This window comes from Actinomadura sp. NPDC049382 (genome assembly GCF_040677125.1).
In the GTDB taxonomy this organism is placed as follows: Bacteria; Actinomycetota; Actinomycetes; order Streptosporangiales; family Streptosporangiaceae; genus Spirillospora; species Spirillospora geliboluensis.
Map to the genome: position 1 here is coordinate 165817 of NZ_JBFARO010000001.1, position 24140 is coordinate 189956.

The 24140-nt window shown below is 69.9% G+C and carries 26 protein-coding genes and 1 tRNA gene; 13 read left to right on the forward strand and 14 right to left on the reverse strand.

The features are described 5' to 3' along the window. Positions 1-38: 38 nt before the first annotated feature. Positions 39-710 (forward strand): DNA alkylation repair protein, encoded by a 672-nt coding sequence (locus tag AB0K34_RS00815; RefSeq protein WP_301173791.1) that lies wholly within the window; start codon positions 39-41, stop codon positions 708-710. 6 nt (positions 711-716) lie between these two features. Here the strand turns inward: AB0K34_RS00815 and AB0K34_RS00820 are convergent, their stop codons facing one another. The 4 genes from AB0K34_RS00820 to AB0K34_RS00835 all read right to left on the reverse strand — a co-directional run bounded on the left by AB0K34_RS00820 (position 717) and on the right by AB0K34_RS00835 (position 4461). Further along, on the reverse strand, positions 717-1736 hold the full coding sequence (locus tag AB0K34_RS00820) for a UbiA family prenyltransferase (RefSeq protein ID WP_364544332.1): 1020 nt from the start codon (positions 1734-1736) through the stop codon (positions 717-719). After that, entirely contained in the window at positions 1733-1921 is a 189-nt protein-coding gene (locus AB0K34_RS00825; RefSeq protein WP_364544335.1) for a hypothetical protein, read from the reverse strand. Before AB0K34_RS00825 ends, AB0K34_RS00820 begins: the two co-directional genes overlap by 4 nt. A 120-nt stretch (positions 1922-2041) precedes the next feature. After that, on the reverse strand, positions 2042-3091 hold the full coding sequence (locus tag AB0K34_RS00830; protein WP_138637409.1) for an LLM class flavin-dependent oxidoreductase: 1050 nt from the start codon (positions 3089-3091) through the stop codon (positions 2042-2044). A gap of 92 nt (positions 3092-3183) precedes the next feature. After that, complete coding sequence (locus tag AB0K34_RS00835; RefSeq protein ID WP_301173789.1) at positions 3184-4461, reverse strand: MFS transporter; 1278 nt, start codon at positions 4459-4461, stop codon at positions 3184-3186. A gap of 123 nt (positions 4462-4584) precedes the next feature. Here AB0K34_RS00835 and AB0K34_RS00840 point away from each other — a divergent pair, with 123 nt between their 5' ends. Then, complete coding sequence (locus tag AB0K34_RS00840) at positions 4585-5523, forward strand: LysR family transcriptional regulator (RefSeq protein WP_301173788.1); 939 nt, start codon at positions 4585-4587, stop codon at positions 5521-5523. 49 nt (positions 5524-5572) lie between these two features. Here AB0K34_RS00840 and AB0K34_RS00845 read toward each other — a convergent pair whose 3' ends face one another. After that, on the reverse strand, positions 5573-5998 hold the full coding sequence (locus AB0K34_RS00845; RefSeq protein ID WP_301173787.1) for a hypothetical protein: 426 nt from the start codon (positions 5996-5998) through the stop codon (positions 5573-5575). Positions 5999-6217: 219 nt separating this feature from the next. Here AB0K34_RS00845 and AB0K34_RS00850 point away from each other — a divergent pair, with 219 nt between their 5' ends. Next, positions 6218-7159: an aminoglycoside phosphotransferase family protein gene (locus tag AB0K34_RS00850; protein WP_301173786.1), complete on the forward strand. Its 942-nt coding sequence runs from the start codon at positions 6218-6220 to the stop codon at positions 7157-7159. Positions 7160-7219: 60 nt separating this feature from the next. Here AB0K34_RS00850 and AB0K34_RS00855 read toward each other — a convergent pair whose 3' ends face one another. Continuing rightward, entirely contained in the window at positions 7220-7756 is a 537-nt protein-coding gene (locus AB0K34_RS00855; protein ID WP_301173785.1) for a hypothetical protein, read from the reverse strand. 216 nt (positions 7757-7972) lie between these two features. After that, a complete protein-coding gene (locus AB0K34_RS00860; protein ID WP_301173784.1) occupies positions 7973-8785 on the reverse strand; it encodes a glucose 1-dehydrogenase in 813 nt (270 codons plus the stop codon). An 83-nt stretch (positions 8786-8868) separates the two neighbouring features. Between AB0K34_RS00860 and AB0K34_RS00865 the strand changes: the two genes are divergently transcribed. Continuing rightward, the gene (locus AB0K34_RS00865; RefSeq protein WP_364544340.1) at positions 8869-9459 is read left to right on the forward strand and encodes a TetR/AcrR family transcriptional regulator; all 591 of its coding nucleotides are present in this window, start codon (positions 8869-8871) and stop codon (positions 9457-9459) included. Between the two features lie 18 nt (positions 9460-9477). Here the strand turns inward: AB0K34_RS00865 and AB0K34_RS00870 are convergent, their stop codons facing one another. Then, the gene (locus AB0K34_RS00870) at positions 9478-10110 is read right to left on the reverse strand and encodes a hypothetical protein (protein ID WP_364544342.1); all 633 of its coding nucleotides are present in this window, start codon (positions 10108-10110) and stop codon (positions 9478-9480) included. A 412-nt stretch (positions 10111-10522) separates the two neighbouring features. Here AB0K34_RS00870 and AB0K34_RS00875 point away from each other — a divergent pair, with 412 nt between their 5' ends. Beyond that, positions 10523-11023 (forward strand): pyridoxamine 5'-phosphate oxidase family protein, encoded by a 501-nt coding sequence (locus AB0K34_RS00875; RefSeq protein WP_138639584.1) that lies wholly within the window; start codon positions 10523-10525, stop codon positions 11021-11023. A 466-nt stretch (positions 11024-11489) separates the two neighbouring features. Beyond that, positions 11490-12194 carry a hypothetical protein gene (locus AB0K34_RS00880; RefSeq protein ID WP_364544345.1) on the forward strand — a complete coding sequence of 235 codons (705 nt, stop codon included), beginning with the start codon at positions 11490-11492 and terminating at the stop codon, positions 12192-12194. A 267-nt stretch (positions 12195-12461) separates the two neighbouring features. Here the strand turns inward: AB0K34_RS00880 and AB0K34_RS00885 are convergent, their stop codons facing one another. Then, on the reverse strand, positions 12462-12758 hold the full coding sequence (locus AB0K34_RS00885) for a hypothetical protein (protein ID WP_364544347.1): 297 nt from the start codon (positions 12756-12758) through the stop codon (positions 12462-12464). A 355-nt stretch (positions 12759-13113) separates the two neighbouring features. Between AB0K34_RS00885 and AB0K34_RS00890 the strand changes: the two genes are divergently transcribed. After that, positions 13114-13509 carry a hypothetical protein gene (locus AB0K34_RS00890; protein ID WP_364544350.1) on the forward strand — a complete coding sequence of 132 codons (396 nt, stop codon included), beginning with the start codon at positions 13114-13116 and terminating at the stop codon, positions 13507-13509. A 547-nt stretch (positions 13510-14056) separates the two neighbouring features. Here the strand turns inward: AB0K34_RS00890 and AB0K34_RS00895 are convergent. After that, positions 14057-14608, reverse strand: a complete 552-nt coding sequence (locus tag AB0K34_RS00895) for a hypothetical protein (RefSeq protein WP_364544353.1) — start codon at positions 14606-14608, stop codon at positions 14057-14059. A gap of 464 nt (positions 14609-15072) precedes the next feature. Then, positions 15073-15504: a DUF4259 domain-containing protein gene (locus tag AB0K34_RS00900; RefSeq protein WP_364544454.1), complete on the reverse strand. Its 432-nt coding sequence runs from the start codon at positions 15502-15504 to the stop codon at positions 15073-15075. 308 nt (positions 15505-15812) lie between these two features. Here AB0K34_RS00900 and AB0K34_RS00905 point away from each other — a divergent pair, with 308 nt between their 5' ends. Then, entirely contained in the window at positions 15813-16322 is a 510-nt protein-coding gene (locus AB0K34_RS00905) for a site-specific integrase (RefSeq protein WP_364544355.1), read from the forward strand. A 54-nt stretch (positions 16323-16376) separates the two neighbouring features. Here the strand turns inward: AB0K34_RS00905 and AB0K34_RS00910 are convergent. Beyond that, positions 16377-16447 (reverse strand) — tRNA-Gly (locus tag AB0K34_RS00910). 81 nt (positions 16448-16528) lie between these two features. Here AB0K34_RS00910 and dcd point away from each other — a divergent pair. The 4 genes from dcd to AB0K34_RS00930 all read left to right on the forward strand — a co-directional run bounded on the left by dcd (position 16529) and on the right by AB0K34_RS00930 (position 20396). After that, the gene (dcd, locus tag AB0K34_RS00915; protein WP_364544358.1) at positions 16529-17104 is read left to right on the forward strand and encodes a dCTP deaminase; all 576 of its coding nucleotides are present in this window, start codon (positions 16529-16531) and stop codon (positions 17102-17104) included. A gap of 191 nt (positions 17105-17295) precedes the next feature. Then, on the forward strand, positions 17296-18540 hold the full coding sequence (locus tag AB0K34_RS00920; RefSeq protein ID WP_364544361.1) for a glycine betaine/L-proline ABC transporter ATP-binding protein: 1245 nt from the start codon (positions 17296-17298) through the stop codon (positions 18538-18540). After that, a complete protein-coding gene (locus AB0K34_RS00925) occupies positions 18533-19417 on the forward strand; it encodes an ABC transporter permease subunit (protein WP_364544362.1) in 885 nt (294 codons plus the stop codon). The genes AB0K34_RS00920 and AB0K34_RS00925 overlap by 8 nt, the downstream gene beginning before the upstream one ends. Positions 19418-19508: 91 nt before the next feature. After that, positions 19509-20396 carry a glycine betaine ABC transporter substrate-binding protein gene (locus tag AB0K34_RS00930; RefSeq protein ID WP_138639123.1) on the forward strand — a complete coding sequence of 296 codons (888 nt, stop codon included), beginning with the start codon at positions 19509-19511 and terminating at the stop codon, positions 20394-20396. 135 nt (positions 20397-20531) lie between these two features. Here AB0K34_RS00930 and AB0K34_RS00935 read toward each other — a convergent pair whose 3' ends face one another. Next, complete coding sequence (locus AB0K34_RS00935) at positions 20532-21275, reverse strand: ZIP family metal transporter (RefSeq protein WP_364544365.1); 744 nt, start codon at positions 21273-21275, stop codon at positions 20532-20534. A 129-nt stretch (positions 21276-21404) separates the two neighbouring features. After that, the gene (locus tag AB0K34_RS00940) at positions 21405-22190 is read right to left on the reverse strand and encodes a hypothetical protein (RefSeq protein ID WP_364544368.1); all 786 of its coding nucleotides are present in this window, start codon (positions 22188-22190) and stop codon (positions 21405-21407) included. Between the two features lie 152 nt (positions 22191-22342). On the opposite strand from AB0K34_RS00940, the gene AB0K34_RS00945 reads away from it, so the two are divergent. Beyond that, positions 22343-24106, forward strand: a complete 1764-nt coding sequence (locus AB0K34_RS00945; RefSeq protein WP_364544371.1) for a BTAD domain-containing putative transcriptional regulator — start codon at positions 22343-22345, stop codon at positions 24104-24106. The last annotated feature ends 34 nt before the right edge of the window (positions 24107-24140 follow it).

Sequence of the window (24140 nt, forward strand, 5' to 3'; positions counted from 1 at the left end):
CGTAGGCTGAACCCGCCGGTGATGGACGGGAGGCTGGGATGACCGAGACGACCGTGGGCGAGGTGATGGCCGAACTCGCCGCACTCGACGACCCGAAGATCCGGGCGGTGAACGAGAAGCACGGCGACGACCACGGCGTGAACCTCGGCAAGCTGCGCGCGATCGCGAAGCGGCTGAAGACGCAGCAGGACCTCGCGTGCCGGCTGTGGGAGACAGGCGACTCCGCGGCCCGGCTGCTGGCGCTCCTGATCTGCCGTCCGAAGGCGTTCGAGCGCGACCGGCTGGACGCCATGGTGCGCGAGGCCCGTACCCCCAAGGTCCACGACTGGCTCGTGAACTACGTGGTGAAGAAGAGCCCGCACGCCGAGGAGCTGCGCCTCGCCTGGTTCGCCGACCCGGACCCCGCGGTCGCGAGCGCCGGCTGGGCGCTGACCACCGAGCGCGTGACCAAGAAGCCCGACGGCCTCGACCTCCCCGGGCTGCTCGACATCATCGAGGCGCAGCTCAAGGACGCCCCGGAGCGGCTCCAGTGGGCGATGAACAACTGCCTGGCGCAGATCGGGATCGACCACGCCGAGCACCGCGCCCGCGCGATCGACATCGGGGAGCGGCTGGAGGTCCTTAAGGACTACCCGACTCCCCCGGGCTGCACATCCCCGTTCGCCCCCATCTGGATCAACGAGATCGTGCGCCGCCGGCAGGACGCGTAGGGAGCGTCACGCGTTCGCTCGTTCCGCCGCGCCCGTCCTGTCGAAGGGATGCCCGGTGGACGTGGTGACCGGGCCCCGGCGGGCCATGGCGACGGCTAGGTAGAGCAGGCCGACGGTGAGCGCGGCCAGCATGCTCCCGTACCAGGGCGCGGCCCAGTGGGCGTTCGTCAGCGCCAGGTGGGCGAGGAGGACGAGGACGATGCCGCGTCCGACGATGGCGATCGCGGCGATGAGGCGTTCGTCGCGGTGCGGGCCCCGTCCGGTCGAGAGGGCGCGCAGGAGCAGCAGCGCGGCGGCGAGGAACACGGCGTTGACGGCGATCAGCGGGACGGTGGGGTGGCGGACGGTCGCGAGCAGCAGAAACGTCCCGGCGGTCCAGCAGACGGCGCTGAACAGGCAGGTCCAGTCCCGGCCGTGCCGGACCAGGAAAGTGCGTTTGCCGAACATCTCATCGCCGCGGACATCGCGGAAGTCCTTGAGCACGATCCGGCCGATGAAGCCGACATAGAGCCCGGCGAGCAGGAGCAGGTCGCCCTTCCGCAACGTGCCGCGCACCGCGAATATCCCGGTCAGGTAAGGCACGGCGACATAGCAGGCGGGCAGTACGAGGGGAGCCACCACGCCGCGGGCGGCCAGCCGTACGGGACGCAGCGAATAGTTGGCGCTGATGGCCAGCCCCGCGACGGTCACCACGACGGCCGGCCAGTGCAGGGTGAAGCTCGCGGCCAGCGCCAGGACGGCGGCGGTGACCCCGGCAACGAGCATCTCGCGGCGGTACGCGGTCCCGGTCACCAGGGGACGCCCTGGATCGCCGGGCAGGTTCACCCGGTCGATGAGCACATCGGCGAGGTCGTTGCAGGCCACCGAGAACACCAGGAACCCGAAGACCACGACGAAAGCCCGCAGCAGCAGGACGCGGTCTTCGCCGTGCCCGGCTTGGGCCAGTCCAGTGGCGGTGAACAGCGCCAGCAGCACGATGACGGGCGGGCGCGCCAACCGGACCATCAGGAGCAGCCGCCGCGTCATTTGTTGCTCCCGAAATTGGCCATCCCGAAGACGATGAAGACGAAGGCACCGACGACGGCAAACCCGCAGATGATCAGAATGACCGCGGCCACGGTCGCCAGCAGCGCGACCAGCAGGCGGTCGGTGTTGCGCTCAGGCGGTCGGCCCATGGGGCCGATCCTGCGCCCGTCCGGCGGGCCGCGCATGGGGGGAAGTACTCAGTGCGTCTGAGTACCCGTACTCAGATTCCGGGCATGCCGGCGCGGGCCCGCAGCGGGCCGTGCGGGCCGTCCGCGACGTGGACGGCCCGCACAACCGCATCGGGCTTACTTGAACGCGGGCATCAGGTGCTCGTGGATGAGGCGGAGCTGCCCGTCCACATCCGGAACGCCGGTGAGCTCGCGGCCGGTGAAGGTCTTCACCAGGCCGGGGTCGGTGATCGCGCAGATCATGTGGTTCACGCCGGTCGGCGCGATGTCGCTCTCGATCTTGGCGCGGACCTCGTCCGGGGTGCCCGCCAGCGACAGCCGCTCGGTGATCTCGGGCGTGGTCAGCTCGATGGCCTTGGCGAGGTCGCCCGCGCCGATGGCCTCGATGACCGGGGCCATCTCGGCCGGGTCGACGCCGTTGCGCACCAGCTGCTCGGGCGGCATCGCCGACGCGTACAGGCCGACCATGCTGCGGGCCGCCTCCTTGGCCGCGGCCGAGTCGGGGCCGACGGCGAACACGACCCAGGCGCCGATGTCGAGCGTCCGCCAGTCCTTGCCCGCGCGCTCGGCGCCGGCCTTGACGTGCTCGACGGCGTACTCGTACGCCTCGCGGGAGTAGCTGAGCGCGTGGTGGACGCCGTCGGACAGCTCACCGGCCGCCTCGAACGACTTCGGCCCGCGCATCGCGCCGATCTTGACCGGCAGCCGCTCCTGGACGGGGCGGGCGAAGGTGAACAGGCCGTCGTAGGAGTAGAACTCGCCGTCGCGGGTGATGGTGCCCTCGTCCAGCAGGGTCCGGACGACGGCGACGGCCTCCTTGACCCGGGTGAGCGGCTTGGTCCGCGCCCAGTCGATCTTGTACTGGGCGAGGACGCCGAAGTTGCCGCTGCCGAGGACGACCTCGGCGCGGCCGCCGGTGAGCTCGTCCAGGGTGGCGGCGGCCTGGGCGATCAGGGACGGCTCGCGCAGCGTCACCGCCGACACCGACGGGCCGAGGCGGATCTGCGAGGTGCTCGCCGCGGCGGCGGCGAACACCAGCCACAGGTCCTTGTGCCACGGCTCGTCGGCCGCGTACACGGCGTGGAAGCCGAGTTCGTCGGCGAGCCGGATCGAGGCCAGCGACTCCGTGATGGGGTAGTCGGGGAGCATGGCGTAGCTGAACTTCACAGGGGACGTCTCCTTGCCGTGCGCACCCTCGCGCACGATTGGGGATAGCGAAGATCGTAGGTAGTGGACCGTGGCGATGGGGTCACTATCCGCTACTTTCCTCCGATTTGTTCAACATCCCGGGGCGTCCGGCGCTCCTTCCCGTGCGTCGTTCCAGGTCGTCCGGCCATAGGGGCCCGCGCCGGCAGCAGGAGCGGGGTGGCGAGCAGCAGGACCCCGGCGACCGCGATCGCGGCGAGCGGCCCGGTGAACGACGCGACCACGCCCCAGACCACCATGAAGGTCGCCTGCGAGAGCTTGCTGCTGACGCTCCACGCGTTGAGGACCTGCGCGACCTGCCCGGCGGGCGCGCGCTGCAGCCGCTCGGTCGCGGCGATGGGGTTGAACAGGCCCATGCTGGCGATCACCAGAGCCTCGACGACCAGCACCGTGACGACCCCGGGGAGACCCGGGCCGGTCAGCGCCAGCCCGAGCGGGAAGACCGAGCGCAGCCAGCCGGAGACGAGCATGACGCGGTACCGGCCGTGGCGCGCGACGAGGCGCGCGGAGAGCCGGGCGCCGGCGAGGCCGCCCAGCGCCGGGACGCCGAACGCGAGACCGTACTGCCAGGCGGGGACCCCGTACTCGCCGAGCAGGAGGACCGCCAGGATCGGCCCGGTGGCCATGATCAGGCCGTTGACCGTCATCGCGTTGAGGAACAGGCGCCGCAGGACGGGTTCGCCGAAGATGGACCGCCAGCCGTTCAGCAGGTCGGCGGCGCGCGTCCGCCGGGCGCCCGCGCCGCGCGGCGCCGCCGTGTCCCCGCCCCGGATGCGCAGGACCCCGAGCGCCGACAGCAGGTAGCTGAAGGCGTCGGCGGTGACGGTGACGACCGGGCCCAGCACGCCGATGAGGGCCCCGCCGAGCGGCGGGCCGACCGCCGTCGACACCCAGTTCGTGCCCTCGAACCGCGCGTTCGCGACGAGGAGTTGCCGTGGCTCGACGAGGTGCTTGAGGTACGCCCCGGACGCGGCGGTGAACGCGATGCCCGCCGTCCCGCAGACCACCGACACGGCCAGCAGCTGGCCGTACGAGAGCACGTCGAGCACGTACGCGATCGGGATGCTGGCCATCGCGAGGAAGCGGACCACGTCCATCACCACCATGACGGGACGTTTCGCCCAGTGCTCGATCCACGGTCCGAGCGGCACGGCCACGACCGCGGCGACCGCGAGCCCGGCGCCCTCCAGGAGCGAGACGGCGAACGCGGACGCGTCCAGCACCTGGACCGCGATGAGCGGGAACGCGCCGAACGCGATCCACGTGCCGTAGGTGCTGACGGCGTAGGCCGACCACAGCCACCCGAAGCCGGGCCCCAACCTCGCGCGCACACGACTCCTAGCGACAGCCGACCGTCTGGACGCTCGAAGCACACCAGCGCCGCCGACGCGGGATCAAACAACGAACGGTCTCCGAGCCACAACCAGCAGTTGTGCGCCCATAGGGTGACCGCCGTGGACACCGAGGCATTGCGATCGTTCGTCCGGGCCGCCGAGCTCGGGCAGCTGCAGCACGCCGCCGACGAGCTGGGCGTGACGCAGCAGGCGGTCTCCAAGCGGATCGCCGCCCTGGAGCGCACGCTGGAGGTCCGGCTGTTCACCCGCACCGCGCGCGGGGTCGAGCTGACCCTCGACGGGCAGGCGTTCCTCCCGCACGCGCGGAGCGTCGTCTCGGGCGTCGAGCGCGCCGTCGCCGCCGTCCGGCCGGGCTCACGGGCCCTCCGCGTCGACGTCCTCGGGCTGCGAAGCGCGCAGGCGGCCGTCCTGCACGACTACTGGCGGTCGCATCCCGGAACGGACCTCGACGTGGTCGTCCTCCGGGTCAACGATCCGCGCGTCGTCGTCGCCGCCATTCAGGCGGGCGATATCGACGCCTCGTTCCGCACCATTACCGACCCCACCGCACTGCCGGCCGACGTCCGCATGATCCGCGCGTTCGAATTCCCGCTGGAACTGCTCGTCGGCCCGCGGCACCCGCTCGCCGCCGCGCCCCGGCTGACGCCGCGGCAGCTGCGCGGGCACCGGATATGGATGCCGGGCATCGCGCCCCGGAGCGAATGGGCGGAGTTCTACGACCGGCTCGCCACCGAGTTCGACCTGCGCATCGACGCGACGGGCCCGCATTTCGGCGACGAAGTGCTCCAGGAGACCCTCGCCGACTCGGCGGACGTGGCCACCCTGGTCGGGGCGCGCGACCGGTACGTCTGGCCGGCGAACTACGACCTGCGCCGCATCCCCATCGTGAATCCGGCGCTCGGATATCCGCTCTCGCTCCTTCTCCCCAGTGCGAATCCGCATCCCGGACTGCGCGGACTCATCACCCACCTCAGGAATCAGCCGGGGCTCCCCGAACCGTCCTGGCTCCCGTCCTGGCGGAACGGGTCCGGGAGGTGACCGCGCTCACCTCCCGGCTGGACGTCCTCCCCTTCGAGGCCAGTCGCAACTACCCGCGCGCCCGGGAGGGCGGGGCGGTGAGGGCGTAGATCAGCAGGACGCACATCGCGATGGTCAGCACGGACCAGAGCGGGAAGGCCCGCAGGAACGCCAGGTGCCCGATCGCGGCCAGGACGGCGAACACCACGCCGGTCGCGCGCGCCCACGTCCGTCCGGCGAGGATCCCCCCGCCGACGGCCAGCTGGATGACACCGAGGATGAGCCAGAACCAGCCCCAGGCGGTGTAGTCGAACACCATGATCTGGTTGGCGCCGACGAGGTAGTACTTGTCGTTGAACAGGCCGACCAGGCCGTCGATGACGTTGAACGCGCCGATCACCATGGCCAGGGTGCCCGCGAACGTCAGCCACCCGGACCTGATGTGCGGCCGCCGCACCATGCTCGGGCCGGCGTCGTGGGCCGTTCTGGACGTCATGTGACCTCCTCACCTACCCGGCGGTGTCCGGGTTGTCTGTGGATGCCCCGGAAAGTCCCCGTTGAGCGGTCAACGGCAACCATGCGGGTCGCGCTTTTGGCGAGCAGCGGACGGAAACGTGGCCCCCGGTTGGCGAAGCGCCCGGACACGCCGAGCGGCGAGGCCCGTTCGCCTCCGGCGGCCGAACGGCCCGCCGCCACCGGGCTACCGTTGCCCGGGATGACGCATTCCAAGATCGAGATCACCCCCGAGCTGGTGCGGGGCCTGCTGCGCGACCAGCACCCCGACCTCGTCCACCACCCGGTGCGGCTCGGCGCACGCGGCTGGGACAACCAGCTGTGGCGGCTCGGCGACGACCTCGCCGTCCGGTTGCCCTGGGCGACGGAGTCCGCGGACGCGCTGCTCCGCAAGGAGCACACCTGGCTGCCCGCCCTCGCCCCGCGCCTTCCGCTGCCGGTACCCGTCCCGCGGCGCCTCGGCGAGCCGTCCCCGCTGTTCCCGCGCCCCTGGATCGTCACCACCTGGGTGCCGGGCGAGCCCGCCGACCGTGCTCCCGCCACCCGCGCGGCGGAGTCCGCCGACGCGCTGGCCGCCTTCCTGTCGGCCCTGCATCGGCCCGCCCCCACCCAGGCGCCCGCCGGCCGCTTCGGCCGGGGAGGTCCGCTCGCCCACCACGCCGCGGGCTTCGCCGAACAACTCAACGCGGCGGCCGACCTCGGGCTCGTCCCCGAACCGGACGCCGTCCGCGCGGTCTGGGACGACGCCGCAGCCGCGCCCGGCTGGGACGGCCCGGCGCTATGGCTGCACGGCGACCTGCATCCCGCCAACGTCCTCACCACGGACGGCGCCCTCAGCGGCGTGGTCGACTTCGGCGACCTCTGCACCGGCGACCCGGCAGGCGACCTCGCCGCCGCCTGGATCCTGCTGCCGGACGGCGCCATCGACCGCTTCCACGCCGCCTACGAGCACCCCCTGGACACCGCGACCTTGCGCCGGGCCCGCGGATGGGCGGTGCTGCGCGCCCTCACCGGCATGCTCATCGGGGACGCCGGCGTCCACGGCCGTCCGGGCGGCAAACCGACCTGGGGCCCGCCCGCCCACGCCTCACTGCAACGCCTGATCGTCGACCACACGAAAGGCCGAGACCGCCCTCGTCCGTAGCCGGATCCGTCGTCATGGCGGACGGCGCGAGGCAGCGGCGCGGCCGTCCCGCCGCTGCGGTCAGATGGCGCCGCCGAGAGGATCGGCGGCGAGTTCCCAGAGCCTTCTGGCCACGGGGTGCTGGAACCCCGGGTCGATGGCCTGCGCGAGTGCGGCCAGTTGGGCGGGAGGGAGCATGGCCCCGCCGCGGGCCGGGTCGCGCAGCCACATCTTGGCCGGCGCACGTCCGGGTACCTGCACGACCAGGCGGGGCAGGACGCCGCCGCGCCAGTTGGTCCACACCGGTTGGGCGCTGTCCGCGCTGACATGGGCGGCGGTGAGGTCGTACCGTTTCCGGCCCCGGACGCCCCTCCGGACGAGGACCCTGCCGTCGAGCCAGTACGTGTTGCGGTAGTGCTGGACGAGTATCAGGCCGCAGAGCGCGTCAAGAAGCAGGATCGGCAGCAGGATCAGGACACCGAGCGCCTTGTCCTCCGATGAGAGGAACATCCAGCCGACCGCCCCTATCACCGCGCTCAGCAGGGCGAGAATCGGCACAAGGCACCCCAGCCAGAGGACCCACATCGCCGCCGGAAAGCCGACGTTCAGCCGGATCATTCGTCCATCACCCTCGCGAGGTCGCGCTGAGCGTGGACGGGCAGGTCGACCGGCCGGGTCCTCGTCGGGCCGGTAAGGGCGCGTCGTACCGTTCGGCCACCGCCCGCCTCCCTGATCAGTTGCTCGACCCGGAGAGCATACTTTGCCGCGAAATAAGGGGATCGACGGCTCTCCGGAGGGCGCCTCCGGAGTCCCCATCCCGGCTGCTCTCGCCGCTCAGGGCATCGGACGCTCGGCCGGCTTGCCGGGCCCGGGGCCGAACGGCGCCATCCCGGCGAGCTTGCCGCCGTCGATCGGCAGGGCCGCGCCGGTGACGAACGACGCCGCGTCCGAGCACAGCCACACGGCGGCGGCCGCGACCTCCTCGGGGCGTCCGATCCGCCGCATGGGCATCGCGCGTCCCGCCATCCGCCGCGCCTGCTCCCCGGCGCGCTCGAGCTGCTCGGTGTGGATCGGGCCGGGGGCCAGCGCGTTGATCCGCACACCGGCCTCGGCGTAGTCCAGCGCCGCCGTGCGGGTCAGCCCGATCAGGCCGAACTTGCTCGACACGTAACCCGCCAGGCCGCCGACCGCCTGCAGGCCCGCCGAGGACGCCATGTTCACGATCGCGCCCCCGCCGGTGTCGAGCATGGCGGGGATCTGATGCTTCATGCACAGGAAGACCCCGCGCAGGTTGACGGTCAGCGCGCTGTCGAAGTCGGCGACGGCGACATCGGCGAGCGGCGTGGGCGGGTGGCCGCCGCCGGCCGCGTTGTTGACCGCCGCGTCCAGCCGTCCGAACTCCTCGACCGCGCGGTGGACGAGCCGCTCGACCGCGTCCGGGTCCGTCACGTCGGTCGGAACGGCCAGCGCGCGGCCGTCGGCGGCGCCGATCTCGGCCGCGAGCTCCGCCAGCGCGGCGCCGTCCCGGGCGGCCAGGACGACGGCGGCCCCGGCCTCGTGCAGCGCGCGGGCGGTGGCCGCGCCGATGCCGCGGCTGGCGCCGGTGACGATGGCGACCCGGCCGCTCAGAGGACGTTCACTGCTCATGACCTGCTCCTTCTCACGGGATACGGGTACTGCTAGAATTCTTTGGACAGACTGTAAATCCAATCTCTGGAGCGGTCAAGGACATGAGCCCTCGCGAGTACCGGTCCGACAAGCGCCGGGCCGCCGCCGAGGAGACGCGGCGGCGGATCCTGGACGCCGCCCGCGCCCTGCTGGCGGGCGATGCGACGCCCCGGCTGTCGGTGGACGCGGTCGCCAAGGCGGCCGACGTGTCCCGCCAGAGCGTCTACAACGCCTTCGGGTCCAAGTCCGGGCTGCTGGAGGCACTGTTCGACACGCTCGCCGACCGGGCGGGCATGGGTTTGGCGGACGCCTTCACCGCATCCGACGCGGCGGAGGCCCTCGCCGAGTTCGCCGGGACGTTCTGCCGGTTCTGGGCGAGCGACCGGACAGTCCTGCGCAGGCTCCGCGGACTCGCCCTCCTCGACCGCGACCTGGAACACCTACTGCGCCGCCGCGACGAGATGCGCCGCACCGCCCTGACCGAACTGCTCCGCCGCTTCCCCCCTCCCCCGGACGACGCGACGATCGACGTGATCTGGCAGCTGACCTCGTTCGAGACCTACGACGCGCTCGCCACCCGCGACCAGACCCGTACCCCCGAGGACCTCGCCCGCATCATCGGAACCGCCGCCACCGCCGTCCACCGGCCGTAGGCGGCCGGCGTAAAGGGGTCAACCGAAGTCCCATGCGTCCCTGTAGAACCAGACCCACCCCGTCGTGAGCGCGGCGACGGAAATGATGACGATGGGAAAGTAAGGGAAGTCCAGGAAGCTGAGAACGCCCGGCGACACTGGAGAGACCTCTTGTACGCGTTCCTGCGCGGGCCCGAAAGCCAACCCGTATGCGGCCGCCGGTATCAGCACGACCGCCAAGACCATCGGAAGCTGGAACCGGCGGGCCCGGAACGCACCCGACAGGCACACGACGGCGGCGGCGTAAAGGGCGATGCCGACCGTGCCGAGGAGCTCGACACCGAAAATCCATGCTTTCGAGACGGCGGTGTCCTCCATGGACTCCTTGGCCTCCTCGTAGGAGACACCTCCGCCCATGGCGGGCCCTCCTCCGTAGGAGGTCACACACTCGGTCCCCGGGATCTGGACTTCCTCCCCGCACCTCGGTTCACCCGCGTCCACCGCCTCATCGGCCGTGTAGGCGTTCTGCAGGCTGAACACGGCGGCGACCACGCCCAGCAGGAGGAGACAGGTCCCCACGCTCATCGAGATGGGTCGCATCAGTCTCTCCTCGGGGATCGGCACACGAAACCGGCGAGCGAGGCGTGCCCCGAACACGTCGCTCCAGGACACGCTTCCCTTCATCATCAGGCCGCCAGAGCCGGCACCTCAAGACCAAGCCCGCTGCTTCCAGCTCCACGGTCGCGATGAGGTTCCCCAGACGCCGCCTGCTCATACTCGTCGCGAGCATCCAGCCATGCGCCGCCGGCACGCACCTTCGCGAACGACCGCACAACAGGTAGCCGACGTCCTGCCTCAGGCGAGGCCATCATCTGGTGCTCCTTCATGGTGCTCCGGGGCACCGAGCCAGAGACCCTGCACGGCATCACCCGACCAGTTCGGTCAGCGGGTGACCATGAGCAGCGCCACAAATCCGAAACCACGAACCGCTGCAGATGTCGAGAACGCGACACCGGCTCCGTCCCCGGTGCACGAGCAGCCGTATGGACCGGCCGCAGACGAAAGCCCTGAAGGAGGAGCAACCATGCGACCGAACGAGATCACCGAGCTTCTGAACCGGCCGATCAGCCGGGAACTGCTGGCCCGGGACCTGACCCGGCTGGCCTACGTCGCCAAGGACGGCACACCGCGGGCCATCCCGATCGCGTTCGCCTGGAACGGCTCGGAGATCGTCATGTGCACGGCGAAGAACGCTCCGAAACTCGGGGCCCTGAGAGAGAACCCGATGGTCGCGCTGACGATCGACACCGAGGTCCACCCGCCCAAGATCCTGCTCATCCGGGGCCGCGCCGAACTGGACTACGTCGACGGCATCCCGGACGAGTACCTCCAGGCGAACACCACCTACGAGATGACACCCGAGCAGCGCGTCGAGTGGGAGGCGGAGGTGCGCTCGCTCTACAGCGACGGCATGGTCCGAATCGTCGTGACCCCGACCTGGGCCAAGCTGATCGACTTCGAAACGACCCTGCCGAGCGCAGTCGAGGAACTGGTCCAGCAACGAGCACAACGCCAACACACCTGACCCCACACGGTCCCCCAGACGCGGCGCGCAAAAGCCGCAAAGGAACAAGGAGGGCAGGGCAGCCGCTGAGGAGTCACTGACACTGGGCCTTTTTCGTTCACCGGCCACTGTGCCCGCTACGCGCCCAATCCTTCGGGCGCTGCTTCTTGCTCTTGTCGCTCTAGAAGGGCGGGTGGCGTCTTTCAGGCTCCAGCGGCGCGGGCCACGCCGCCGCCATCACCACAGAGGTCGCGCGCTTTCAACACTCCATGCGACTTGATGACACAACCGCGTTGTCGATCAGGTACGGCACCTCGTTTCGGTGGAATATTGGGAAACGTCCCCTTCTGCGCCCCTCGCCGGGACAAGAGCTAACCGTGACCTGCCTGTGGCTTTTTCTCTCTCCGACGCGGGGACGGTGCAGGAGCATCGCTGCGTTCGGAGCCTGCGCCTTGGCGGCGCGCGGCACGGTAGCCGGGAGAGGAACATGGGTCGGACACGCAAACGCCGGATGGTCATGGCGGGAGCACTCGCCAGCGCATTCGTCACCTTGGCGATGCCTCCTGCGGCCGCCGCAGGTCGAGCCGCCCCAACGCCGTCAGGCGACGTCGCCGCTGTGAGAGTACCCAGTGGACCCACTCCACGACCGCCCCAACTCCCGCGTAACTTCCAGGGGACCGGCAAATGGATCGTCCGGGATCTGGGCATAACGGTGCCGTTCACCTGGACCGGAAGAGACGGCGACAGCCAGATGGTCGCAGGAGGTCCGCAATACCCGATCTGGTTCACGAACCTCATCTATCGGAACTCGCTCTACACGCTGACCTATAAATGGCCTGGCCTTAATGACCACGAGTGCTCGCGAATCCCAGGGTTCAACCTGAACACTCTGAACCAGAAGCTAAGGACGGCACGGTTCGTCGGGCGAGGGATCTTGCAGTCCAATCCGCAACGCCATGTGAACCACTGGAGAGTCGGCGTCGTCGTACCCCAACTACCTCCGGGGAAGTTTCTTCGATTTCCCATCGCGCTCGGCGATATCTACGTCGATCAACGGGATCCAGCGACCTTCTGGCAGGTTCTTCAGTTCGGCGTCCAAAACCTTTACGACCCCGAACTGGACGAGTGGCTCAAGATGAACACGTTCAAGCACACCCCGGGCAGAGTCAGACTCCCCGACCAGTGCCGCTGAGACCACAACTGAACTAGACGAGCTCCACACACGGTCGCGACAAATCGCGAGTCGGGTTCACCGGGCCAGTGCCGTCCCACTCCTGCTCACGCGCAACCCACCTGACCGTCCCGGAGAGTGCGCCCGCACGAACGGCGGGACGGTGTGACAGACAGCTTCGCGCGAGCACGTCTCCACCTCACGGGAAGCGGGGACTGCGCAGCCCCCCGATTGGGGCAGGTTCACCCCATAGACCCGAGAGCTGAAAGCCGCTGCCTGGACCTTGGCTCAGGCCGGCCCGACAGGACCGCCCTCAACCAACTCAACCTCGTTTCTCGGGATCCGCGCTGTCACGATGAAGATGTCCTCGGGGTCGTGAAAGAAGTCGCTCACGACCTCAAGCCCCTCTCTTTCCTCGGGCGAAGCGCGGACGGCCGTGAAGAAGACGAAGTCGTCGGTCAACTCACTGTAGGCATCAGCCCAGACCACGAGCATTGAGCCGCTCTTCAGAGTTACGTCCCAGCGGCTGTGCTGGCGGAAGGCGAACTCCATGCCGAAGACCTTATCGTCCCGCGTCGACTCCATGCCGCCTCCCTGCCAGTCCCTGCCGGCTGATAGCTCCACACTCCGCTGTTAGGCGCCATAGGCGGCGCCGTTGAAGACGTATTGGAAGCTCTCATCCTGTCCCGCCCGCGGCGGGCGGGCGGCGCTGGGTTACCGCCACGGTCCGACGGCGACCAAGTCATCGCCGAGGGCCTTGGTGCCCTTGGGCGAGGAGCACAACCACCACGACGATGTGCAGGGCTGCGGAGCCAGAGCATCGCACCGCCCAGGTACAGCCCGGCGGAGGCATTGATCAGGGGCCACTGCTCGTCGGCATACTGGCCTGAGCCCTATGAGTGTTGAGGCTCATGGGGTTCAGGCTCGAAAGGGGCTTCCCGTGTTCTTGTCGCTGCCCACCGGCGCATGGGTGCTGATCGCGGTGGGCGCCACTCTCGTCAATCTCGGCGCCATGCAGTGGATCATCCAGATACCGGAGTACCGCAGGAAGCAGTTCTGGCTCCCGGTCATCGGCATCATCGCGGTCGGCGGGCGAGGTCTCGCCCAGAGCCACACACTGGCCGAGACTCTGTACCTGTACGTGGCAGTCCTGATCATGTTCCCGGTGATGCTCGCCCCGGTTCGACGTCAGATCACCCGCGATTACTACCGATGGGTCGAAGACCCGACCACGAAAGTCAGCGGGGGTGTGATGACCTGGATCGCCACCTCCATGATCGTCATGTTGCTGGCGATCGGTGCCGTCTGGGCGGTGGGCATCAGCACCTCGACCTGAACCGAGGTCCCGCACCACCCCGGCCAGGGGCTGAATTCCCGCGCACAAGCAGCGCGCGCACCCAGCATAAGGTGTCGCGTTGTGGCAGCCGAAGTCACATGCTCCGCGAACACGAGTCATTCGGTCACGGGTCATGCTTGACACTTGTTCGAGGCGCCCGGGCGACCCGGCACGGCGGGACCGGACGGAACAGGCGGCCCGCCCCGGCGCACCGAGGTGAACGGCTGCGGAGCGGGCGCCCTGAAGACATAAAGAAAGTTGTCATCCGGGACGGGATGTCTCAGAGGGGCACGGCTGACCTGGTGTACCGCGTACCGCGAGTGACCGTGACTGCCCTCTGATCACCGTGGCTAATCGCTCGCCGTGGACCGCCTGAACTGCGGCGGCCTTAGGGTCCCGTCGCTGGCGTGACCACCAGACACCCATGCCTGAGCTTCCCGTCTTTAGTCCCACCCGTCAGGGAGGCGGGCCAGGGCCAGAGCCATTAGGCGGAGCTCCCCACAGCAAGGGCCAGGAGCACGCACACTTGCTGTCCGTTTGTGGCGGGTCAGGATGCTGTCGCGAGCAAGACGAGCACCACCGCCAGGGGCACGGCGCACAGGACACCGATGACTGCGAACACGAGCCGTTGCTGATGCCGTTCCGACGACGACAACAGTCCCGGATACGTCTGGTCGAATTCTTTGGCGCTCCCGAAGTGGTGGGGCCCACTGCACGGCACGGCGAGCATCTTGACCAGCCGGTCCACGTCCTGGCGCTTGTAGTAGGTGACCCTCATTCTGAGGAGCAGCGTGTCATGCGCATCGAGCAGGAACAGGCTTTGGTCGGGCAACCCCCTGTGCGTGTCGAGGGGTTCGATGGTTGCGCGCACAGCTTTTGTGATGCGCCAGCGTGGCCGGCGCCGACGGATAAACGGCCCCCGCACGACGACCTCGTCGGAGGTCAGGGTGATGCGGGCGGTGAGGAAGGCCCATGCTCCCAGGATGATCAACACGGCAACGATGGGCCCCATGATCAGGGCGGGCACCGTGGGGGCGTCGCTGATCAGGATCACGGCGACCTCGACCACGGCGCCCAACCCCGCGGCGGTCGCCACCATCAGCGCTGACCGGGAGCCTGGGCGCAATTCCAGGGTCCCTCGAACGTCAGGCATACCACTTCACCTTCCGCCAGCCCGGCGACAGAACGCCATATCGATGGCACCCCTGAACACGCGGAGCGGTTTGGTAATCCCGTTGATGAGTGATACTAGATGCTCGCGCCATTAGGACACTTCGCGAGCGCCAGCCGACGCTGGAGGCGGCCAAGGCTGTTCCCCCTGCCTGCGTCAGGTTGCCTGCGAGGATCCTTCCTCACGGTCGCCAGTCGCCTGCGAGTGGCAGGCCGGCCGGGGCGGGACCGACCCGGAGAGGCCGCACGCCCGGTCCGGACCGACGATCACCAGCACCACCACTGACCTGCCCTGCGTGCTCTCATCCCCGCTGGCGACCGCTCGTGCCCGTGGGCGTCCCCTCCAACGGGCACGTAACGGGCACGCCCCCTGCCATCAGCTCAGACCTTGGATCAGAACAGACCGTCCTGTTTGGGCTCCCCAACGTTGCGAAGTGTTCTGAGAACAGGAGCCAGTTGCCTCCACACCTGGTCGTATCCACCCGCTTCGTACCACTGCTCGTACAGATCGCTACCGGGTGAATGGGCTCGCTCCACCGCGACCACAGCATCCGCAGCGAGCTCCGCCAGAAGGCCGGTCGGCAACGACGTCACCCACGGCTCATCCTCGGTGCCCGGCATCATGCCCGCGAGCAGTGAGGCCGCAACCACCGCCTCCGTGCCCTCGGCGAACCCAATGTGCTCCTGAGTCCTCGACACTCGCAGAATGGCCGACTTCAAACGTTCAGCGCGCACCACGGCATCACACAGCTCAAGGTCATCGAAGAAGTCCATTGCACTGTCCTCGTCAAATGGCCCCTTGCCCCAGGTCCCCATGCGCCACATATCTACCTCAAGACACCCGCGAGCCGCTTCCGCCTGGAGCTTCCCGTCCCTAAGGAGTCCAACGGCGTCGACCACAGCCACGCCCTGGTGCTCGTCGCGAACGGGTGTAGGGGCTCCGGCATCTAATCGACAGGGCGGTGGCGCGCCCTTACGGCGAGCGGTCGAGACGGGCCCGGCGGGCGTGGCGGGGTGCGAGGCCCGGCGCGGCTGTCCGGTGACCGGCGCCCACGCCGCACGCTCCGGGCGGCCAGGCGCGGGGCCGCGCGGCGGCCTGAGCGCCGCCGCCCCTTGACTCCGGGACGGTCCGGGTGGACGAAACCGTCTATGAGCTGGGGCCGCTGGTGAAGGGAACGCCCAAGCTGGAAGCCAGCCGGCGCACGGTCGTCCTTCCCGACCTGATCATTCCCGGCCTGCGCAAGCACCTGGACGAGTACGCCCAGCCCGGCCCCAAGGGGTTCGTGTTCGTCGGCGTCCGGGGTGGGCAGCTCCGGCGGAGCAACTTCTCCGAGGTCTGGGCTCGGGCGCTGGAGAAGGCAGAGCTGGAGGTCGGTGCGATCCACGTCCATGACCTTCGCCACACGGGCAACACCTACGCGGCCGTGTCGGGGCCGTCGCTGGCTGAGCTGATGAACCGCATGGGGCACTCGTCCACGCGGGCCGCACAGGTCTACCTTCACGCGCGGCAGGATCGTGACCGGGAGATCGCCTCGTCGCTCGGCAGATGGCCGCGCGGGAACTCAAGAAGAGCAAGAAGAATAAGGACAAGAAGCGGCGCAAGCCCAAGGGATCGGGCACGTAGCGGGCACGGTGGGTGGTGAACGAAAGAGGCCCAGAGTCAGTGATGAGTCACTGGCCTGGGCCTTCACCTTGGGAGCGGGTGACGGGAATCGAACCCGCGCTGTCAGCTTGGGAAGCTGAAGTTCTACCATTGAACTACACCCGCGTGGGGCCCTTGGGGGCGTCCATGCTGTGGATACTGTACCGGATCGCCGGTGTGGGTGTGGGGTGGGATAGCTTTTCAGGCGTGCTGCTCTCCGATCGCGACATCAGGGCCGAGCTCGAGTCAGGGCGGGTGAAGATCGACCCGTACGAGCCCGGCATGGTCCAGCCGTCCAGTGTGGACGTGCGGCTCGACCGGTACTTCCGGGTTTTCGAGAACCACAAGTACCCGCACATCGATCCCGCTGTGGAGCAGCCGGATCTGACGCGGCTGGTGGACGTCGAGTCCGATGAGGCGTTCGTGCTGCATCCCGGGGAGTTCGTGCTCGCGTCGACGTACGAGGTGTTCGGGCTGCCCGACGACCTCGCGGCGCGGCTGGAGGGGAAGTCGAGCCTCGGGCGGCTCGGGCTGCTGACGCACTCGACGGCGGGGTGGATCGACCCCGGGTTCTCCGGGCACGTGACGCTGGAGCTGTCGAACGTGGCGACGCTGCCGATCAAGTTGTGGCCGGGGATGAAGATCGGGCAGATGTGCCTGTTCCGGACGAGCTCGCCGGCGGAGTACCCCTACGGGTCGGCGAAGTACGGGTCGCGGTACCAGGACCAGCGGGGGCCGACGCCGTCGCGGTCGTACCTGAACTTCCACCGGACTAAGGTGTAGCCCATTTGTGACCTGAACGTGACGGAACTCACCAAAAGATGAAACATGTTCTCTGGGCGGGTAGTTTCAGGCGACGCACAGCTTTGGCGTCTGGTTGACAGTCTCTTTGCCTGAGGCTCGTCGCGTCCGGGCGTCTGGACGGATTGAGCGAGCCGTTTCCGCGTACGCACGTGGAAACCCGGAAGGAGATCGTGTCAGTACTCCGCGCGGAAAGCGTCACCAAGCTCTTTGGTCGCAAGACGGCTGAGGCACAGCGGAAACTCAAGGCGGGCGCCGATCTGAAGGCGGTCCGCGACCTCGGGGTCACACCGGCGGTGGTGGACGCCTCGTTCGAGGTCCGGCAGGGCGAGATCTTCGTGGTCATGGGCCTGTCGGGGTCGGGGAAGTCGACCCTCATCCGGATGCTGAACGGGTTGCTCGGGGTCACCTCCGGAAGCGTCGAGATCGACGGCCAGGACATCGCGAAGATGTCGCCGAAGGCGCTGCGGGCGCTTCGGCAGAACAAGATCAGCATGGTCTTCCAGCACTTCGCGCTGTTCCCCCATAGGACGGTTCTGGCCAACGCGGCGTACGGGCTCGAGGTCCGCGGTGTCCCGAAGGAAGAACGCGAGAAGAAGGCCCGGGAGTTCCTGGGACTGGTGGGACTTGAAGGCTGGGAGGACAAGCTTCCCAGCCAGTTGTCGGGCGGTATGCAGCAGCGCGTGGGGCTCGCGAGGGCGCTCACGGCGGGCACCGACATCATCTTGATGGACGAGGCGTTCAGCGCCCTGGACCCGCTCATCCGGCGGGAGGTCCAGGACCTGCTGCTCGACCTGCAGGGCAGGTTCGGGAAGACGATCGTCTTCATCACGCACGACCTGAACGAGGCCATGCGCATCGGCGACCGCATCGCGGTGATGCGCGAGGGCCGGATCGTGCAGATCGGCACGGCCGAGGAGATCCTGACCGATCCCGCGAACGACTATGTCGCCCAGTTCGTCGCCGACGTGGATCGTGCCAGGGTGCTGACGGCGTCGTCCGTCATGGAGAAGCCGCTGGTCACGGTGCTGGCGTCGACCGGGCCGCGGACGGCCCTGCGGACGATGCGCGAGCACCAGACGTCGGCGGCCTTCGTCGTCGGGCGCGACCGCAAGCTGGTCGGGCGGGTGCGCGCCGCGCGGATCGCCGACGCGGTGCAGGAGAACGTGCAGAAGCTGGACGGCCTGATCGACCCCGAGGACCTGGAGCCGGTGCCGCCGGACACCCCCGTCGCGGACCTGTTCACGCGCTGCGCGGAGAGCGACCTGCCGGTGCCCGTCGCGGACGAGGACGGAACGCTGCTCGGCGTGATCCCGCGGGTGACGCTGCTGGCGGCGCTCGGCGCGATCAACTCGCACGAGGTCGTCGAGGCCGAACCGGAACTCGCGCTGGCGAAGGAGGGCGGCGACGGTGAGTGAGCTGATCGAGCTGCCCCGGACCCCGGTCGGCGAGTGGTTCGACAACCTGGTGAACTGGTGCACCGACCACCTGTCGTGGCTGTTCGACGGGATCGGCACGGCGATCGAGTCGTCGGTGGACGCCCTCACGGACGTCCTCACGGTGCTGCCGCCGCTCGGCCTGACGCTGGTGCTGGCCGTCATCGCGCTGGTCATCAGCGGCTGGCGCCTCGCTCTGTTCACGATCCTCGGCTTCGCGCTGGTCGACAGCATGGAGCTGTGGGAGGCGTCGATGGACTCGCTGGCGCTGGTACTGGTGTCGGCGGTGGTCGCGACCGTGCTGTCGATCCCGATCGGCATCGCCGCGGCGCGCAGCGACGTGGTGAGCCGGATCGTCCGGCCGGTCCTCGACTTCATGCAGACGATGCCGGCGTTCGTCTACCTGATCCCGGCGATCTTCTTCTTCAGCATCGGCTCCGTGCCCGGCGTGGTCGCGACGGTGATCTTCGCGATGCCCCCCGGCGTGCGGCTGACCGAGCTCGGCATCCGCGGCGTCGACCCGGAGATGGTGGAGGCGGGCGAGGCGTTCGGCACGCCGCCGAACCGGATCCTGACCCGCATCCAGATCCCGCTGGCCATGCCGTCCATCATGGCGGGCGTCAACCAGCTGATCATGCTGTCGCTGTCGATGGTCGTCATCGCGGGCATGGTCGGCGCGGGCGGCCTCGGCGGCGAGGTGCTGGAGGGCATCAACCGGGTGGACGTCGCGAAGGGCTTCGAGGGCGGCATCGCGGTCGTCATCCTGGCCATCTACCTGGACCGCCTCACCGGTGCGCTCGGCGAGGGGCCGAGCCTGATGCGCGGCCTGTGGCGCCGCGGCATGGCCAACCCGGTCTGATTCCACGGCCTGCGCCTCCGGCCGGACCGGCCCGTCCGGCCCGCGGGGCGCCGTTCCCCCCACCACCGTGCAAGCCAACGAAAGGATGGGCATGCGTTTCAAGTTGAAGGGTCTGACGGTCGCTGCGTTGACGCTGACGCTGGGACTGACCACCGCCGCGTGCGGCGACTCCGACTCGGGTGGGGGTGAGAACGACAAGAACATCACCATCGGCGTGGTCTCGGGCTGGGCCGAGGGCGAGGCCGCGACGGCGCTGTGGCAGCGCCTGCTGACCGACAAGGGTTACAAGGTCGACGTGAAGACCCTCGACACCGGCCCCCTGTACGCCGGCATGTCGAAGGGCGACGTGGACCTCTTCCTGGACTCCTGGCTCCCCGGCACCCACGAGGACTACTGGAAGCAGTACGGCGACAAGCTGGAGAAGGTCGGCAGCTGGTACGACTCGGCTCCGCTGACGATCGCGGTCCCGAACTACTCGCCGCTGCAGTCCCTGGAGGACCTGAAGGGCAAGGGCGGCCAGTACGACGGCAAGATCGTCGGCATCGAGAAGAGCTCCGGCCTGTACCGGGTCTCCCAGGAGGAGATGCTCCCCGCGTACGGCCTGAAGGACGAGTTCAAGGTGACGACGTCCTCGACGGCGGCGATGCTGACGGAGCTGGACAAGGCCATCAGCGCCAAGAAGGACATCGTCGTCACGCTGTGGCGCCCCCACTGGGCGTACGCGAAGTACCCCATCCGCGACCTGAAGGACCCGAAGGGCGCGATGGGCAAGCCTGACACCATCTACACCGTCGGCCGCAAGGACTTCGGCAAGGACCAGCCCGAGGTCGCGGGCTGGCTGAAGAAGTTCAAGATGGACGACAAGCAGCTGGGGTCCCTTGAGGACCTCATGGAGAACAAGTACAAGGGCAAGCCCGAGCAGGCCGTCGACGAGTGGCTCAAGACGAACCAGAGCTACGCGACGTCCCTGACGAGCTGACCCGTCGGCGCAAGCCGAGCCCGTAGCGGGTGCTGACCCCGTAGCGGGTGCTGACCCCGTAGCGGGTGAAGGGGCCGTCCGGCATGGCCGGGCGGCCCTTCGCCGTTCGCGGCCCTTCGCCGTTCGTGGGCCGCCTCACCCGGCGAAGCCCGCGATGAACAGGACCGCGACGAGCCCGGCGCCCGTGGCGCAGAGGGTCATGACGCGCGGGTGGACGCTGTGCGCCTCCGGCAGGATCTCGGCGGCGGCCAGGTACAGCAGGACCCCGGCGAACGTCCCGAGGTAGGGGCCGAGGACGGCGTCGGGGACGGTGGCGAGCATGCCGAGCGCGGCGCCAGCGATGGGCGCGGCGGCGTCCAGGAGCAGCAGCAGGACGGCGGGACGGCGGTCGGCGCGGTGCAGCGACGCCGCGGTGAAGGTGTTGAAGCCGTCCGCGAAGTCGTGCGTGATCACGGCGAGCGCCACGAAGATCCCGACGTCGGTACCGGACTGGAAGCCGAGGCCGATGCTGAGGCCGTCCACCAGGCTGTGCAGGACGAGCGCGGACGCGGCGAGCAGCCCGCCCGCCCCGCCGGCCATGCCGTGGGCGTGCACGTGCGGCGCGTACTCGTCCTCGTGGGCGCGGTGGATCGCGACGGCCTGCTCGACGACGTGCAGCAGCACGAACCCGGCCGCGAACCCGATCATCGGCGCGGGGACGCCGAGCGGGCGCTGCCGCGTCATCGCCAGCGACTCGGGGATCAGGTCGAAGGCGACGACGCCGAGCATCAGCCCGCCGGCCAGGCCGAGGACGAGATGCCGCCGGTCGCGCACCCGCATCGCGGCGAAGCCCCCGGCGAGCGTCATCACGAACGCGAGGACGGACACGAGCACGGCCATTCCCGTGTCTTACCAAGCCGCCCGCGTTCAGAACCTCGCCGCTCCCTCGCGCGCAAAGGGGTGCCGTCCGCCCGGCGCGGGCGCCCGCGGCCCCGGGCGCCGCCGAGCGGACGGCCGTTCAGTGGCCGGTCAGTCGAACGCGCTCTCGTCGACGATGCTCCCGGCGGGCGGGCGCTGGACGGTCACCGGCTTCCCGTAGTCGGTGTACTCGATGCGGTTCTCCGGGCCGCCCGCCAGCGCCAGCACGTACGGCTCCCCCTGCGTCGCGACGTGGATCTCGTCGGCGGCGCCCGCGGTGGTCAGGCTCAGCGCGGGGGTTCCCCCGACCGTCAGGGTCTTGCCCTTCCGCCAGGTGTCCGCGGACTTCACGGCCTCGTTGAACAGGGCCGTGCGGTAGGTGAAGATCGACAGGTCCTTGAAGTCGGCGGCGGTGTTGGACGTCTTGAGGTACTTGCCGGAGAAGAGCTGCAGCGCGCCCTTCCCGCCGATCGACTTCCAGAACGCGTCGTTGCCCTTGAGGTAGACCTCCTTGCCGATCCTCGTGATCTCGACGCGCTGGTTCCCCTGCTGGAACCAGCCGGTCGACTTCGTCGCGCCCTCGTAGCGGAAGTCGAGCGTGTACGTGTCGCCGCCGTCCTGGACCTGCCCGCGGACGCGCAGCGACCGCGCGCCGTCCGTGGCCTTGCGGGCGCGTCGCAGGATCTCGTCGGCCCCCAGCTTCTCCACCCCGTTGGCCGGCGCCGCCGCGGGACCGCCGGCCGTGCCCGTCGCGGGCGTGGTGGACGTCTTCGCCGTCGCCCCGGCCTTCTCCGTCGTTCCGGTCTTCTCCGCCGGCCCGCAGGCCGCCGTTCCGGACGCGACCGCCAGGACGAGCACGGCCGTCACCCGGCCTGCCCGCAGTCGGTGATGAGGCACCCGGGCCCCCTCTCTCTCACACGCTTGGTGGGACATCGCCCCCGATGTCCACAAAGAGCCTGTTCCAGGCGGATGCCGGATCACTGTCGTTATGCTGCGGTCAACTGCGTCCGGGCTGCCGAACGGCTGCCGCGGCGCCCCGGGGCGGGTGAGTGGAGGTGGTCGCGCTGCCGGACGAGGGGCCGTCGACGCGCTTCGAGATCCTGGGCCGGACGGCCGCGTGGCGGGACGGGCGGGAGCTCGATCTGGGCCCGGGCAAGCAGCGCGCGGTCCTCGCCGTACTGCTGCTGACGCCGGGCCGGCCGGTGCCGACGGCGTCGATCGTGCGGGCGGTGTGGGGGGACGAGCCGCCCGACAACGGGGCGAACGTCGTGCAGAAGTACGTGGCCGGGCTGCGCCGCGTGCTGGAGCCCGACCGTTCGCCGCGCGCTCCGGGGCGGCTGCTGGCGCTGACCGGCGCCGGATACGCGCTGCACGTCCCGCCGGGCGGTCTGGACGCCGAGGTCTTCCAGGACCGGGTGAAGGCGGCCCGGTCCGTGCGCGACGAGGGCGACGCGGCGGGAGCCGAGGCGATGCTGCGCGAGGCGCTCGCCATGTGGCGGGGCCCGGCGCTGGCGGGCCTGCACGGCGCGTTCTTCGACGCGGCGCGCGACCGCCTGGAGGAGACGCGCGCGGCCGCGCTGGAGGCGTGCGCCGAGGCGGGGCTGGACGTGGGGGAGCACGCGCGGCTCGTCCCCGAACTGCTCCGGCTGGTCGCCGAGTTCCCGCTCCGGGAGGGGTTCCGGTACCTGCTGATGCTGGCGCTCTACCGGTGCGGCCGGCAGGCCGAGGCCCTCGCCGCCTACCGGGACGCGCGCGACTTCTTCGCGGCCGAGTTCGGCGTCGAGCCCGGCGAGCGCCTGCAGAGCCTGCACCTCGGCATCCTGCGCTCGGACCCGTCCCTGGCAGGCCCGTCCCTGGCCGGCCCGTCCGTGGCGGGCCCGTCCGTGGCGGCCGAGCAGCCGGCGCGTCCCGAAGCGGTCGCACCGGCCGCGCCGCCCTTCGCCCCGCCCGACCCGGCGCTCGATCCGCCGCTGGATCCGCGCCCGTCGCCCGCGGTGGGAGTGGCCCCGTCAGCACCGATGGCGGCCGCTCATCCGCACCTGCCCCACCTCGGCGCGCATGCCGCGCCTCACCTCGCGGCGGAGCACCCCGTCTGGGCACCCCCGGTCGGACGGCCCGTGCCGTGGCCGCTGCGGGCCGTCCTCGCGGCCCTGCCGGTGCTGAGCTTCGGGATGCTGACCTCCGCCCTCGTCGCCTACTACGCGGCACGGCGGCGGAGCCGCCCGCTCGCGCTGATGGCGGGCGGCTACCTGGCGCTTTCGGCCTTCTTCGTGACCGGCATCCTGAGCATCACCTCGGAGGAGCCGACCCTGTGGGACGGCCCGGTCTTCTTCGCCCTGATCCTCACGATGCTCGGCGGCGCCGTCCACCTGGCGGTCCTCACGGCCGACCCGTATCCGAGCGCCGGCCCGCCCGTGCCGGACGTCCGGCTGATCGAGGGGCGGGTCCGCAGGGCGCAGGCCCGGTCGCTGGCGGCGCACCACCCGTCGATCGCCCGCACGCTCGGCATCGGCCGCCCCGACCTGCCCCGGACGTTCGACGACGGCGGGCTGGTCGACGTGAACGCGGCGCCCGAGCACCTGCTCGCCGCGCTGCCCGGCGTGGACCCGCACCACGCGAAGCTGATCGTGCTGGCCCGGGCGGCGCACGGCCCGCTGGCCTCGGTGGACGACCTCGCGACGCGGAACATCCTGCCCTACGAGACGGTGCACGCCCTGCGCGACATGCTCATCACCGTCCCGCCGGCGCCGGACGCGGCGGACGCCGAACCGGAGCCGGCGCCCCCGTCCGTGGAATCGGCCTCCGGGGCCTGACCCCTGCACCAAACGGGAAGGACCCCGGAGCCGT

Coding starts and splice junctions, on each gene's coding strand:
- AB0K34_RS00900 (WP_364544454.1), bottom strand. CDS start 15,504: ATGTGGCGCATGGGGACCTGGGGCAAGGGGCCATTTGACGAGGACAGT.
- AB0K34_RS00855 (WP_301173785.1), bottom strand. CDS start 7,756: ATGATCCGGCTGAACGTCGGCTTTCCGGCGGCGATGTGGGTCCTCTGG.
- AB0K34_RS00885 (WP_364544347.1), bottom strand. CDS start 12,758: ATGGAGTCGACGCGGGACGATAAGGTCTTCGGCATGGAGTTCGCCTTC.
- AB0K34_RS00875 (WP_138639584.1), top strand. CDS start 10,523: ATGCGACCGAACGAGATCACCGAGCTTCTGAACCGGCCGATCAGCCGG.
- AB0K34_RS00930 (WP_138639123.1), top strand. CDS start 19,509: ATGCGTTTCAAGTTGAAGGGTCTGACGGTCGCTGCGTTGACGCTGACG.
- AB0K34_RS00815 (WP_301173791.1), top strand. CDS start 39: ATGACCGAGACGACCGTGGGCGAGGTGATGGCCGAACTCGCCGCACTC.
- AB0K34_RS00845 (WP_301173787.1), bottom strand. CDS start 5,998: ATGACGTCCAGAACGGCCCACGACGCCGGCCCGAGCATGGTGCGGCGG.
- AB0K34_RS00825 (WP_364544335.1), bottom strand. CDS start 1,921: ATGCGCGGCCCGCCGGACGGGCGCAGGATCGGCCCCATGGGCCGACCG.
- AB0K34_RS00880 (WP_364544345.1), top strand. CDS start 11,490: ATGGGTCGGACACGCAAACGCCGGATGGTCATGGCGGGAGCACTCGCC.
- AB0K34_RS00860 (WP_301173784.1), bottom strand. CDS start 8,785: ATGAGCAGTGAACGTCCTCTGAGCGGCCGGGTCGCCATCGTCACCGGC.
- AB0K34_RS00935 (WP_364544365.1), bottom strand. CDS start 21,275: ATGGCCGTGCTCGTGTCCGTCCTCGCGTTCGTGATGACGCTCGCCGGG.
- AB0K34_RS00820 (WP_364544332.1), bottom strand. CDS start 1,736: ATGACGCGGCGGCTGCTCCTGATGGTCCGGTTGGCGCGCCCGCCCGTC.
- AB0K34_RS00865 (WP_364544340.1), top strand. CDS start 8,869: ATGAGCCCTCGCGAGTACCGGTCCGACAAGCGCCGGGCCGCCGCCGAG.
- AB0K34_RS00850 (WP_301173786.1), top strand. CDS start 6,218: ATGACGCATTCCAAGATCGAGATCACCCCCGAGCTGGTGCGGGGCCTG.
- AB0K34_RS00895 (WP_364544353.1), bottom strand. CDS start 14,608: ATGGTGGCGACCGCCGCGGGGTTGGGCGCCGTGGTCGAGGTCGCCGTG.